7 protein-coding genes are annotated in these 14,695 nt (G+C 45.2%); 4 read left to right on the forward strand and 3 right to left on the reverse strand.

The window, feature by feature from the left end; translation table 11 throughout:
• Positions 1-575: 575 nt before the first annotated feature.
• Entirely contained in the window at positions 576-2,414 is a 1,839-nt protein-coding gene (gene ftsH3 / locus QUB08_RS20415) for an ATP-dependent zinc metalloprotease FtsH3 (protein ID WP_006633639.1), read from the reverse strand.
• 291 nt (positions 2,415-2,705) lie between these two features.
• Here ftsH3 and QUB08_RS20420 point away from each other — a divergent pair, with 291 nt between their 5' ends.
• The 4 genes from QUB08_RS20420 to QUB08_RS20435 all read left to right on the forward strand — a co-directional run bounded on the left by QUB08_RS20420 (position 2,706) and on the right by QUB08_RS20435 (position 13,631).
• Positions 2,706-2,999, forward strand: a complete 294-nt coding sequence (locus QUB08_RS20420; protein ID WP_333152570.1) for a hypothetical protein — start codon at positions 2,706-2,708, stop codon at positions 2,997-2,999.
• 184 nt (positions 3,000-3,183) lie between these two features.
• Positions 3,184-3,825 (forward strand): IS607 family transposase, encoded by a 642-nt coding sequence (locus QUB08_RS20425; protein ID WP_333226559.1) that lies wholly within the window; start codon positions 3,184-3,186, stop codon positions 3,823-3,825.
• The gene (locus QUB08_RS20430; protein ID WP_333226561.1) at positions 3,788-5,017 is read left to right on the forward strand and encodes a transposase; all 1,230 of its coding nucleotides are present in this window, start codon (positions 3,788-3,790) and stop codon (positions 5,015-5,017) included. Before QUB08_RS20425 ends, QUB08_RS20430 begins: the two co-directional genes overlap by 38 nt.
• 196 nt (positions 5,018-5,213) lie before the next feature.
• Positions 5,214-13,631 (forward strand): glycosyltransferase, encoded by an 8,418-nt coding sequence (locus QUB08_RS20435; protein WP_333226563.1) that lies wholly within the window; start codon positions 5,214-5,216, stop codon positions 13,629-13,631.
• 47 nt (positions 13,632-13,678) lie between these two features.
• Here the strand turns inward: QUB08_RS20435 and QUB08_RS20440 are convergent, their stop codons facing one another.
• Both QUB08_RS20440 and QUB08_RS20445 read right to left on the reverse strand, forming a co-directional pair.
• Positions 13,679-14,299, reverse strand: a complete 621-nt coding sequence (locus QUB08_RS20440) for a hypothetical protein (protein WP_333226565.1) — start codon at positions 14,297-14,299, stop codon at positions 13,679-13,681.
• A gap of 154 nt (positions 14,300-14,453) precedes the next feature.
• Positions 14,454-14,651: a hypothetical protein gene (locus QUB08_RS20445; RefSeq protein ID WP_333226567.1), complete on the reverse strand. Its 198-nt coding sequence runs from the start codon at positions 14,649-14,651 to the stop codon at positions 14,454-14,456.
• Positions 14,652-14,695: the final 44 nt, after the last annotated feature.

The raw sequence follows: 14,695 nt of genomic DNA on the forward strand, positions 1-14,695 counted from the left end.
ATTAGTTGAGTCTCAAGGCTAAAAAGTCGTGGTGCTGCTTGACTTCCAGTACCCAGACGATAAGCTGTTGTGCATTTTAATTGAATGTCAAAAAATAATCTAAGCTTTGTGGGGAGTAGGGGTTGGGCGTCTCGCCCGCCCTGAATATGCAATTTAAATGCGTGACAGCTTATCTGGGAGGATGTTTACGACTGTCTGATTATTGAATCTAGAAAAGATGAACCAAGAGTTCCCTGGGAAGAAGTTAAGCGCTAGCTGCTGGAAAAAGGTATGCTGAATGTCTGATATCATGTCCGATCGATTGACCATAATATCCCGGCCGGGCGGGTTTTTGAGATTGTCAATTATTGGCTGATATTATTGGTGAACCCGCCCCTACCTGATTTCGGGCGAAGCGACCGGAAATAATATCATTCTTTAGATTAAATCTAAAATCCCAAATTTAAAATCTAAAATCGATCGCACTTAACCCACAAAAAAATCGGGGAGATTCCAGACAATCCCAGAATCACCCCAATTATTGATTTCAAATTTTAGATTTAATCTAAAATCCAAAATCTAAATTGTAAAATTGATTAGGCGATCGTCGCCATTTTCACATCGCTATTAGCTAACAAATTTTGCAATTCATCCGCATCCACAGTTTCCTTTTCAACTAGCATATCTGCCAAAGCATTAAGGACGTGGCGGTTGCCGACGAGTACATCTTTAGCGCGACGGTAAGCTTGTTCTACCAACAAACGCACTTCATCGTCGATCGTCGCTGCGGTTTCTTCAGAGAAATCCCGTTCAGCCATGATATCGCGACCCATGAACATATTGCCTTGTTGGCGACCGAGAGCTACAGGGCCTAGCCGATCGCTCATTCCAAAGCGAGTCACCATTTGCCGCGCTACTCTTGCCACTTGCTGCAAGTCGTTCGACGCGCCAGTGGTTACTTCTTCTTCGCCGAACACAATTTCTTCAGCAATGCGGCCGCCCAAAGCTACCGCCATTTGATTTTGCAAGTAAGACCGAGAATACAAGCCAGAATCCATCCGATCTTCGCTGGGTGTGAACCAAGTCAAACCGCCAGCGCGGCCGCGGGGGATAATGCTAATTTTCTGCACGGGGTCATAATCGGGCATCAGCGCGCCGACTAAAGCGTGACCGGCTTCGTGGTAAGCTACCAAAGTTTTGCGCTTTTCGCTCATCACGCGGTCTTTCTTTTCTGGGCCAGCGAGCACGCGGTCGATCGCGTCGTTGACTTCATCCATCGAGACTTCGGTCAAGTTGCGACGGGCGGCTAAAATTGCTGCTTCGTTGAGTAGGTTGGACAAATCCGCACCTGTGAAACCGGGTGTCCGGCGGGCGATTTTTTCCAGATCCACGTCTTTCGACAAAGTTTTGCCGCGGGCGTGAACGTTGAGAATTTCTAGGCGGCCTCCGAAGTCGGGGCGATCGACTACAACTTGGCGATCGAAGCGACCCGGACGCAGCAGCGCCGCATCGAGCACATCGGGGCGGTTCGTGGCAGCAATCAGAATGATGCCAGTATTGCCCTCAAAGCCGTCCATTTCGGTCAGCAACTGGTTCAGGGTTTGTTCCCGTTCGTCGTTACCACCGCCCAAACCAGCGCCCCGCTGGCGACCTACCGCGTCAATTTCATCGATAAATACGATACAAGGAGCGTTAGATTTAGCTTGTTCAAACAAGTCGCGGACGCGGGAAGCACCGACACCCACGAACATTTCCACAAATTCTGAACCGGAAATCGAGAAGAAGGGAACGCCTGCTTCTCCAGCCACTGCTTTTGCCAGCAGGGTTTTGCCAGTTCCGGGAGGGCCTACCAGCAGCACGCCTTTGGGGATTTTTGCTCCGACTGCGGTGAAGCGGTCTGCATTTTTCAGGAAGTCCACGACTTCTGCGAGCTCTAGCTTGGCTTGTTCGATGCCTGCCACGTCGCCGAAAGTCACCTGAGTTTGCGGCTCCATTTGGACTCTAGCTTTGGATTTGCCGAAGTTCATGGCTTGGTTGCCGGGCCCGTTTTGGGCGCGCCGCACCAGGAAAAACAGTCCCACCAAGAGCAAGATCGGGAAGAACAGGCTGCTGAGGGCTTTTACCCAGAAGCCTTCGTCGCTTTGGGGCAGAACTGAAATATCTACGTTATTTTTGGTCAGGATGTTGATCAGTTCGGGGTCGTTCGGCAGGTTAACGAGTACCTTGTTGCCGTCCTGGGCTGTGACCAGGGCTTTGCTGCGATCGGAACTGATATTTATTTTGTCTACTCTCTTGCCTTCGACTTCCTGAATGAATTGACTGTACTTCCAAACTTCGCGGCTTGGGGGCTGTTTGTCAAAAAAAGCCGTTGCTAAGGCAATGACTACAATAGCCAGCAGTGCGTACAGGCCAGCGTTTCTCCACCGTTTATTCACCGAGGTCGATCCTCCTAATTTTTAGTCCCTGTGATTTGGGAATTTTTATTTATGTTCATCAATCTTAACGTAATTGTAACTTGTTTTTGTGTGGTGAGGAATCCCGGCCATGCTGTGGCGGTCTGAGGTGAGGTCGTGGGAACGGAACTTGTCATCTGTCTGTGAATTTGCTGTTATCCTTACAATATTAAATGATTTTTGTCAAGACCTGGCGCCCCCTAGCCCACAAGGTTTTCGGCGATCGGCGGGCAATTTTCAGTTAATCTAGTAGAAACCAAGAAGTGAGCAGCGATGGGAATTACCTACACTACCTTAAAAATTAGAAATTTTTTGACTGACAGCGAGATAGTGGAACTGGAGGCAAAAGTAGATACAGGAGCAACGATGTTGGTTTTGCCCGAATCAACTGCTGCACAGTTTAACTTCCCTAAGATTAGGAAGCAGATAGTTAAGTATGCTAACGAGGAGACGGCCCAAAGAGATATTGTTGGTGGGGTGGAAGTGGAAGTCTGCGGTAGGAAAGGTTGGTTTGAAGGGATCTCGTCCAACCTGGGAAAAAGTATGCTTTACTCGGTGCTATTGTGATGGAGACGCTCGATTTGATTGTCGATCCCAGAGGGTTGCAAATATATCCAAATCCTCGCTCTCCGAATATGCCGATGACTGAGATAGAGTAGAGTAATCCCTAGGACGATATTTTCTTAGACATTTCCCTAATAAGTCAGATAATCGGTGTAGGAGAGAGTGGTTCACGTAAAATAAACCTAATATGGCCAAATATGTACCACCAAGAATTGCTATTCAACGACTTGGAGTATGTTCAAAAACCCTTGAGCGGTGGGAAAAAGAAGGGAAAATCAAAGCGTACAGCACACCATCAGGACAGCGACGATACGACTGTGACTCAGTTGTCAATATTCCATCTACTAAACCAACCATCCTCTACGCCAGAGTTAGCAGTCGAAGTCAAAAAGCCGACCTTCTACGACAGACTGACTTTCTTCTGTCTCGCTACCCCGGATGTGAAATTATCCAAGACATCGGGAGCGGCCTCAATTTCAAACGGAAAGGTCTTATCGCCCTACTGGAACACATTTACACAGGCGACATCGGAATGGTTGTCATTGCCTCAAAAGATAAATTGTGTCGATTCGGGTTCGATCTTATCTCATGGTTTGCGGAGCGGGGCGGATGTAAAATTCTGGTTCTCAACAATTGCACACTTAGTCCAGAAAGAGAAAGGGTTCAAGACATACTCGCAATCATCCATGTCTTCAGTTGTCGATTGTACGGACTCAGAAAGTACAAAAAGCAAATCATTGAAGACTCTGACCTACCGAGTGTACCCAAAGGGGGAAACCAAGAAAATCTGGATGTTGAGAATTCATGCCAATCGCAAAGTTTACAATAACGCAATTTATTACCTCAACCAACATCAAGGAAAGTTTACCTATTACACTGTTGACAAAAAGACTAATCAGCCAGTTTTGAAAACTTCTGGGAAGCAAGCATTTCGGAGTTTCTGTAAAACTTTGGGTTACGAGATAATCCCTGAATGGTGCAAAGAGCTAGGAATAGCTCATGGCTTAGATAACGCCCTCTTCGAGGCTTATACAGCTTGGAAGAAAACTGACAAACAACCAACTCACATAGGTAAAGGGAAAAAGGCGAAAATCAATCCTTTAGCTGGACTAAGACTAGCCAAATTCAGGTCGATTCGAGCCCAAAAACAGACCATTCAGTTTGACCCGGGTGATTATAAGAACGGTCATCTCATGGCTAACGCTAGCAATGGTTTAGAAAAACCTCTTTGGACTGGGCAAGATTTTTGCTTAATCAATTACGACAAAGCTGTAGAAGTCACTTACAATAAAGGACGTTGGTTTGTGAATATGCCTGTAGAGATGGACGTTCCAGCATCGAGAAATGGTGGCAAGACCATCGCACTCGCTCCAGGACTGCGCTGTTTTTTGACCGGGTTTGATGGCAATTATTTCACTGAATTTGGGAAACATGACTTGGGACGAATTGCTAGATTGTGTCAGCATTTAGATAAAATTCAATCCAAGCGTGACCAATTGAAAGGTTCGGTATTTTCCCGATTGCGTTACCGACTAAAGCAAGCAATGGAGAAAATAAGAACTAAAATCAAAAACTTGCGCTCAGAAGCTCACAAACAAGTAGGAAGTTACTTGGCGCGTAATTACGATGTCATTTACTTGCCACACTTTGAGACTTCTGAGATGGTGGCAAGAGGAAGTCGCCAACTTAATTCTAAGTCGGCAAGAGCAATGATGACTTGGGCTTTCTATCAGTTCTCACAAACCTTAGAGCATCTCTGTAATCGTTACGGTTCGAGATTGGTTAGAGTAACTGAGGAATATACCTCCAAAACTTGTACAAAATGTGGTCATATTCATAAAAAGTTGGGTGGCTCTAAAACTTTTAAATGCCCCAATTGTGTTCGTGAAATACCCCGTGATTTTAATGGCGCTTTAGGGATTTTCCTTAAAGCTTTGTGGGATACCACCCTACTCTCAGACGTGTCTGATGAGTGTGCTATATTTGGATTCTCTCAGGTTGTCGGAGATTGTCTGGATTAAAAGTATCAGCAATATGATATTAATTGTGCTATTTGCTGAAAAAAACTAGCTTAGGAGTAAATTCAGCTCCAAATATTTCTGTTTGGCGGCTAGCTCCGACGTATAAATCGAGTAAGCTCATTCCTCGCCTGAAGTCCAAGGGCGATATCCCATTTTTTCCAATAACTCCTTGAACCACACAGTAGAGTAACTAAGCATGGTTGACAACAAACCCCTAGTGAGCATTGGGATGCCAGTTTACAATGGCGAGCGTTACATAAGGCTTGCCCTAGATTCCCTTTTAGCACAGGATTATGAAAATTTTAAGATTATTATATCAGATAATGCCTCTACCGATAGAACCCCTCAGATTTGTCAGGAGTATGCAGCTATATATCAAAATATTCACTATTACAGAAATGCTACTAACTTAGGTTCAGCAAAGAACTTTAACCGCACCTTTCAACAGTCATTGGGCAAATACTTTATGTGGGCAGCCCACGATGATTTGTGGGAGAAAACCTATATCAGCAGGTGCGTAGCCCAGCTAGAGGATAATCCTTCCGCAGTCCTTTGTTGCAGCGAAATTACGTTCCTTAATGAAGAGGGTAGCGTCAGATATGATTGGACTCTATCGTTTCGGAATTTAGAAACTTTAGGGATGACTCTTTCAGAGCGAGTGCATCAGCTCATCTCGCGTGTTGGTTGGTTCGCAATTTACGGTGTCATTCGCTCAGAGAGTTTAAAAAAAACAAACTTATTCCTTGAAAAATATGGTACTGATGTAATTTTATTATTGGAATTATTGCTGTTGGGCGAATTTGTTAAAGTTCCCGAAAGGTTATTTTCTTACCGCATCCCAGAAAAGCCCAAGGAAGCTCAGGAATACATGAAGGATATCGATCCGCTTCAATGCGATCGAGAACCAGAACAGCCTTATACCTTTTTAGCACGGGAGCTACTAAAAGTTGTACTTGAGTCAAAGCTGGAGGAAGTAACCAAGTGTAGGATTCGGAAGGAATTTATTGAGACTTTATGTTTTAAAAACTTGGACTGGCGATCGCGCATTTTTAAAGAACATCAGTCACCACCTGAAATCCCGGCCTCGCCTCAACAACTGCGCGAGTTCATCGAAGGCGTGTTCGCGCTGGAACTCCGCAAAGAAATAGAGCCTAAAATTTACCATGAAATAACTATGATACCTACACAAGTTTCTCTGCTAAATTCAGAGTTTGATGCCTATTCTGCTCGGATTCGAGAACCGAAGAAAAGAACAGCTATATCCTATGATGTCGGGACAGAAGAGAATATTTATCAACGGCTCCGCCAGTTAGGAATTCAGTTAGAAGATTACGAGATTGATGTAGCAGAATATCAGCGATATTTTCAAGCTGCACGTTATCGAGAAGATTTCCCGCACTACTATCTTTCAAATATCCATGAAAAATCTTTAGAACACTACATAGCAGCGCAGCTATTGCAATTGAATAGCGATGACATATACATTGATATTGCTAGCCAGCGCAGCCCAGTCCCAGCAATATATAATCGACTTTTTGGAACAAAGGTGTATCGGCAAGACCTTGATTACCCACCTGGATTGAATGGAGAAACAATTGGGGGGGATGCGGCCAATATACCCGTACCCAATGAATTTGCTACAAAAATGGCCCTCCACTGCTCGTTTGAGCATTTTGAAGGCGATTCAGACATCAGCTTTGTGCAGGAAGCTGCTCGCATCCTCAAGCCAGGAGGTGCTGTTTGTATTTTGCCTCTTTATCTTGCTGAAGAGTACGCGATTCAGACCGATCCTGTGATTTCAGTACCGCAAGGAGTTAAATTTGAAGACGATGCTGTAATTTACTGTGCATCAGGCTGGCAAAATCGTCACGGTCGATTCTACGATCCCGAACATTTGATTGCGAGAATTGCTAATAATTTAAATGGTATTAGCCTCAAAATTTACAGAATTAAAAATGCTCAACAAGTCGATGAATCTTGTTATGTTCGGTTTGTAGCAATGCTCACCAAGCCCAAGAGCGATCCCAGAGAGAGGAATTTATCTCTATTGCAAGAAGTCAGTGCGGGCAACGCTGCTGAGGAAAGCAAAGATAAAAAAGCTCTGGTCTTTTTCCCGCACAATCCTTATCCTCCCCAAACAGGCGCTCACAAAAGATGTATGGAAATGCTGGAGGCGCTCAAAGAATTGGGGTACGACATTACCCTGTTGAGTTATCCCGCGTTTGCAGATAATCCTTGGGAAGCTAGCAGCATTAACGACTTGCAAAATAAATTTGGCGTGAAAGTTATGGTTGCTCCCTGCAGCCAAGCCGATCGACAATATATGGCGCAAATCAACGCTCGCAGTCGAGGTGCTTTCAACTGGGAAATTTATACTCCGCCGGGATTGCGCGACAGTTTTCGCCAGGTTTTTGCCGCTTTGTTGCCACAGGTTGTTGTAACCAATTACTCGCTTTGGGGAAAACTGGCAATTGGTGATGAGTTTAAGTCAGCAGTCACGATTATAGATACGATCGATTTGTTTACTCTCAATTTTAAAATGCGGCAAGCTGTAGGGCGCTATATTGGCAATAGTCCGATCGCTCCACACCAAATAAATCCGAAAGTATTAGAAGAGGATTTTTATTCTCAGCTACAGCTTGATGCTGATGCTGACGAGTATGCGATTTTTGACGAATATGATTGCGCGATCGCCATTGCTCCCCGCGAAGCACAGGCTATGCGAAAACACGCGCATCGAACTCAAGTTGAGTACATTCCGATGACGTTTGCGGCGGAGTCACTGAACAATAGTTATACAGGTGTTCCGCTGTTTGCAATTGGAGACAACCCTTTTAACGTGCAAGGGTACTTGTATTTTGCCGCCAAGGTGTTGCCTCTGGTGCGATCGCAACTTCCAGAATTTAGCCTACAAGTGGTAGGCACTGGTTGCAAGCGTTTGGTTGCACTGGAAGGAGTTCAGTTACTAGGCTTCGTTCCCGATCTCAAGCCATTGTATACAGAAAGCCGATTCGCCTTGTGTCCGCTGATTGGCGGTACAGGACAGCAGGTGAAAATTGTAGAAGCAATGGCGCACGGCTTACCAGTTATTGTCTTGCGAAATGTGGCGCACAGCTCTCCCATTGAACACGGCGTCAATGGCTTGATTGCTAACAATGCGGCAGAATTTGCTGAGTATACAATTCAACTATTTCGCAATCCGCAGCTCTGCCGCCAATTGGGACAGGCGGCGCGGGAGACTATTGCTAAAAATTTTTCGAGACAGGTGTTAGTGGAACGCCTGAAACAGATGATTGAAACTGCTCAGCGCCTCCCATCGGTTGTCAAACCAATTTTTATTGTAGACGGCGTATTTTTCCAGTTAAATAATACAGGAATTGCTAGCGTCTGGAAATCTGTGCTGGGAGAATGGGCTGCTAATGGTTTTGCTAAACATATCATAGTTCTCGATCGCGCTGGAACTGCTCCTAAAATTCCAGGCATTCAGTATCGAACTGTGCCGCCATACAACTACGCGAAAAGCGATGCAGAACGCCAAATGCTACAGCAAATCTGCGATGAAGAAAGGGCAGATTTGTTTATCTCCACCTATTACACTACGCCCGTATCAACGCCCTCTATTTTCATGGGATATGACATGATTCCAGAGGTAGTGGGACAGGATTTAGATAATCACCTGTGGATAGAAAAGCATACTGCCATCCGCCACGCATCGGCCTACATCACGATTTCCGAAAATACATCACGCGATTTAGTAAGGTTTTTTCCGCACATTACTCCCGCTTCCATAACGGTCGCTCACTGTGGAATTAAAAATAATTTTTCGCCTGCTAGTCCCGCAGAAATTGAGGTCTTTAAGTATGAGTTTGGTATAGCAAAGCCCTACTTTCTCTTAGTTGGGGAGCGAATTGGCTGGAAGGGCTATAAAAACGGACTATTGTTTTTTAAAGCATTTTCCCAATTTCACAGCAGCAGTGAATTTGAGATAGTTTGTACTGGGGGTGTTCCTACTTTAGAAGAGGAGTTGAAAGCGTACAGCAAAGAAACTAAGGTTCACCTCTTGAGGCTGAGCGACGAGCAGTTGAGGTGTGCTTATTCGGGCGCTGTAGCATTTGTTTATCCTTCCGCCTATGAAGGCTTTGGACTGCCCGTACTTGAGGCAATGGCCTGCGGGTGTCCAACTATTACTTGTCCAAATGCGTCTATTCCCGAAGTAGCTGGATCGGCCGCGCTATATGTCAATTACAATGACGTTGGCGGACTCGTGAAGGCTCTGGGCGAAGTCCAAAAGCCTGAAATTCGCTCAGCCTTGATTGTGGCCGGTTTAGAACGCTCCAAACAGTTTTCTTGGTCAAAAATGGCTAATACTATGGAAGCAGCCTTGATGCAAACTGCTACTGCACTCAGTTCAAAGCGATCGCCCGAAAAGAGTACCATCCCTGGTGCAGTTCAGACTCTATCCACAGGGTTTCCCGAAATTAACCCTGTCCCTACCAATATTTGCCGACCCTTTTGGTCTGTAATGATTCCGACATACAACCGGGTAAAATATTTAGAGCAAGCGTTAAAAAGCGTCTTGCAACAGGCTCCAAGTTCTGAGGAAATGCAGATTGAAGTTGTTAACGATTGCTCGAACCAATCTATCCAAGATGAAATGGAGGCAATTGTTAAAGCTGTCGGTGGTGGACGAGTTAATTTTTATCGACATCCAGAACAAGATATCGGCCAAACTGCTATCTTTAATCTCTGCATTCAACGATCGCAGGGTCAGTGGGTTCATATTTTGCACGACGACGATGTTGTATTACCTGGTTTTTACAGCCGCTTGCGAGAAGGTATAGAAAAAGAACCGAGCGTTGGTGCAGCTTTTTGCCGCCACATTTATACAGACGAAGCAGGAAATCAGCGTTGGGTATCTTGGTTAGAAAGAGAAACTCCAGGGATACTTAGTGATTGGTTAGAACAGATTATTGTTATGTGTCGGCTGCAAGCTTCTCCTATTGCAGTTAAACGCAGCGTTTACGAAAATCTGGGCGGTTTCTGCCCTCAAGCTGGTGCTGCTTCTGATTGGGAGATGTGGAAGCGAATTGCAGTGCATTATCCGATTTGGTACGAACCTGAACCGCTAGCTTGGTATCGCCAACATTCTTCGTCAGACAATACTCGCTTGCTCAAATCAGGCGGACTAATAGCTGACGTGCGAAGATCGATCGAGATTTCTCAATCCTACTTGCCAAGCGCGATCGCAGATAAGTTATCGAATCAAGCCAGAGAACATTATGCTTTGTATGCCTTAAATACAGCCAAGAAACTCCTGACAGACGGAGACTCGGAGGGTGCGATCGCTCAAATTCGAGAGGGACTAAAGTGCAGTCAATCTGCCCAACTAAAAGAGGCATTAGTTTCACTACTATTGCTTGGTGAATCTCATCAACCTTCTACCGGATTTTCAAGCTCAGTCAATCAGCAACAAAAAGACTCAAGTAACGAATCAGCTTCGGTCAACAGTCAACCTACCCGCAAACAAATTGCTGATATCTGGCTTAATTTACCAGCCGAACAAGTTGCAAGTGCCTTTGCAGGCGATGTCGGCAAACAGCACCAAGCGCTGCTGGCCAGCGACATTAGATATGAACCGCTAACGGATACAGAAGAGACTTTTGTGAGCGAATTAGTCGCAAATGTGGCGAAAGGATTTAACGAGCCAAAAGCCATCAATTACCTGCTCGCAGCCATGCTGTACCGACGCGCAGACCAATTGCCGCTCAAGTACGATCGCGCTACAGTGCCTAATTGGTTCGCCAACGAATATCTCAAATTCATGTTTACTTGTCCGAACGTATTTCAAACCAGAGGAGAAGCAGACACTTACTATCAATTCATCCAAGGCTGGATTGATTACTTACATACTAATTTGTTCAAAAATGCCGAGTCGCCACTGTGGCAGAATATTGCTTTGTTGTTCGCGCAAGTTGCGAACTTTATCCCGCTGTACTTTACCACGGCAAACCTACGCGATATTTACACCAAACGGGCGGAAATTATTGAGTTTTCGCTCAAAAATCGCGGCTGTTCAATTGATTGTATCTTCCCGTCGCGATCGCCAAATCGGACAAAAATCCGCGTCGGCATCATCAACGACCATTTCGCGCCGCAAACCGAAACCTTCGCTACCATCCCGGTTTTCGAGCATTTAAACCGCAACGAGTTCGAGATTTACCTGTACGCGCTCAACACCAGCGGCCACCGATTAGAACAATACTGCCAAAGTCGCGCCGACAAACTGGTTGCACTCCCCAAAGACTTTGCATCGCAAGTCCAAACAATCCGCGCCGACGACTTAGATATCCTGTTTTTCGGTACGAATTTAACAGCTATTAACAAACCGCTGACTTCACTAGCAATCCACCGTTTAGCGCGGGTACAAACTACATCTTTCTGTTCCCCGACTACCACGGGAATCCGGCACATGGATTACTACATCGCAGGTCAATTTACCGCGCCGGATGCTAGTTATCAAGAACAATATCGCGAACAGTTGGCTGTTCTCGAAGGCAGCGGTTTTTGTTTCACATACGCAACAGAATCGGAAGTTGCTACAGTTAAACCTACCCGCCAAAGTCTGGGGATTTCCGACAATACAACAGTTTTTATCTCCGGCGCCAACTTCTACAAAATTCTGCCGGAGTTGAGGGAGAGTTGGGTAAAGATTCTAGCTGCTGTACCCGATTCAATCTTGATTTTATATCCCTTCGGGCCGGCTTGGACTCGCACTTATCCGGCCACACCTTTTGTTAACAATCTGAACGCTGTCTGCGCTAAATACGGCGTCAATAACAACCGCTTGCGGTTCGTAAAACAACTGCCTAGTCGCGCGGATGTGAAAGAATTTTTGCAGCTAGCAGATGTTTATCTCGATTCCTATCCTTATGCTGGGGCAACATCCTTAATTGATCCTTTGCAAGTAGGATTGCCGGCGGTGGTTGTGGAAGGAAATGCTTTGCGGTTCCGCCAAGGTTCGGCGATGCTGCGGGAACTGCAAATGCCTGATTTAATTGCTTATGACGAAGCATCTTACATTCAGCTAGCCGTTACCCTCGGCACTAACCCGCAATTGCGACAGCAAAAACGGCAGGAAATTCAGCAGAAAATGCAAGGCAATCCGCGCTGTTTTGACAGTGTGGCATACTCTGGGGCGATCGGCAAATTATTCCAAGAACTCTTTGGCAAATGGCAAGCCAGCCACCTGGAAGCATCGCGCAACTTACAGGATAGCATTCCCAATCAGCCAGATTTTGACGAGATTCTCTCGAACACCGTTAACCTTTATCAGAGAAACTCATCAAACATCTCAGCAATATCCGAACTGCGTCAAATCCGCAAACAAATCGCTGATTTTTGGCTGAACCTTCCCGCCGAAAACCTCGAAACCGCCTACAAAAGCGCTTCAGGTAACAGCTATAAAATCCTGCTCAAGAGCGGTTTCCAACGTCAACCGATGATGGAAAGCGAACAAATGTTTTTGCAGCAATTAACCCAGATTAGCAAAGGATTAGTGCATCCCAAAGCTGTCAACGCCTTGCTGGCGGCGATGCTGTATTTCCCGCCGGAAACCATGCGAATTCCCGACGCTCGCAACCGTTTGCCACACTGGTTAATTGGGGATTACGAACAAGTTTTTGAAACGGAAGCCACCGTCAATTCTGAGTCAACTTCTGACTTGCTAGCTCAATACATTCAATCGCCACAATTTGCCAATCAACTGTTAGGATGCGTCAATCTTTACCGCATCGATCCGTCAGACGAATCCGTTGTTTTGGAACTTCGCCAAATCCGAAAACAAATGGCTGATTTTTGGCTGACTGTTCCTTCAGAGAAACTCGAAACTTTTTACCGAGGAGAGGTTCGCAAGGGATATCAAGCAATTCTTAACTCCGGCTTGCAAGCAGAATCGATGACGGAAGCCGAACAGCAGTTTTTGCAGAGATTGACAGAAATTAGCAAAGGGTTGGTGCAGCCTCAAGCTATCAATGCTCTGCTGGGGGCGATGCTGTATTTTGTACCCGGAAAAATGCGGGTTCCCGATGCTCGCACCCGCTTGCCGCAGTGGTTGGTTGAAGATTACGAAAAGGTGTTTGAAAGCGCATTTATGACAACAGAGCAACCACTTGTCAAACAAGATTATCTGCCGCAGTTTCTCAATCAATTAACTGCTGCAGTCAATCTTTATGAAATTGACCCGACGGCTGAATTAGTAATAGCAGATTTGCGGCCTATTCGCAAGCAAATTGCCGATTTGTGGCTGAGCGTTTCCGGCGAACAAGTAGAAGTTTTGTACCGGAGCGATTTTGGTAAGGGTTACAAAGCAATGTTGGGCAGCGGGTTTATTAACGAGCCATTGAATGAGAGCGATCGCGAGTTTTTCAACTCGTTGGTTGCTGAGTTGGGTAAAGGGTTTGGAACGCCTAAAGCTGTGAATAATTTGTTGGCGGCGATGCTGTATTGTCGCCCTGGACAGTTGCGGGTTCAGGATGCGAATACTTGTTTGCCTCCGTGGTTGTTGGCGGATTACGAGCAGTTTGTTGGGGGTGCGATCGAGCTTGCTGTGAAGTAAACGGATCTCGGTGGGCGGGCAGCGGCTCGCCCACCGAGATCGATTAGTTAGGGAATTGAATCTTGATTTGGATTAGAAAAGGCATTAGCAAGAGCTACGTATTCTTTAACAAGGTCTGCTAACTCTGTAAACGACATTGTGACTCCGCTTGCACAAATACCATTGTTGGAAATCCAAACATGGTGTAAATTTCCTTCAGGTATAGTTGACGGTTCAAGATGCTTGCTAATATTGTAAAGTCTATTAAGCTTTTCAAGAGAGCTACCGTCTCCTTTCTCAAACAAATTCGTTTCCTTTGACTCTATCTTTTTTCCTAGTTTTCTCCAAAATTCATAAGCCTGATATAAGAGGGTAACTGCTATTTCAAAATAAGAAAGCGCTTGGAAATATAAAGATGTGTTCTTTTTGCTCTCATTTAAATATGAAAGCAGTAAAGTACGACCATTTTGATACTCAACTAAAGCCATTTGTACGCGACGGATGATTCCAAAAATATAAGGTTTGTACTCGGTTTTAATAGGAGATGTGAATATAGAATTAAGGATAAAGTTATCAATCAAAGGTTCTACCTCAGCGAAGTGCTCAGCTAAATCGGGAGCATTACACTCAGACAATGCTGAAATTTCCTGAGCGAAGAACTTATCTAAGGCATAGTGTGTAAAAGGCATAATTTGTTACTCAATGACCACTTCTCAAGTCTAACGTCTGCTAAAAAGCTCAGCTTAGGGACAACCGAACCCATCGGCTAGTAAATACTACACTACTCTTACCTTAGAACTAGACCACTCTGAAAAGGGATATCTAACCAAAATTAGGTCATTTTTAGAGTAGCTGGGCATAGACATCATCCTCAGTATTATCCCAAACTGTATCTAGTGATGTTTGACTGGCTTCAAGCCAAAACTCAGCTTCTTCATCAGGTAAAACTGTTACTAATACTTTGGCCCCTTCGGGTAATTCTGATAACTCCAGCAGTTCAATTTTCCCTTGTCTAACAGTAGCCCAAAGTGTTTTTAGCATATCCACCTCATAAACTGTGCTTTATGCAATTTGCCGATTTCTGG

The sequence above is a fragment of the Microcoleus sp. BR0-C5 genome (assembly GCF_036705045.1).
Classification (GTDB): Bacteria; Cyanobacteriota; Cyanobacteriia; order Cyanobacteriales; family Microcoleaceae; genus Microcoleus.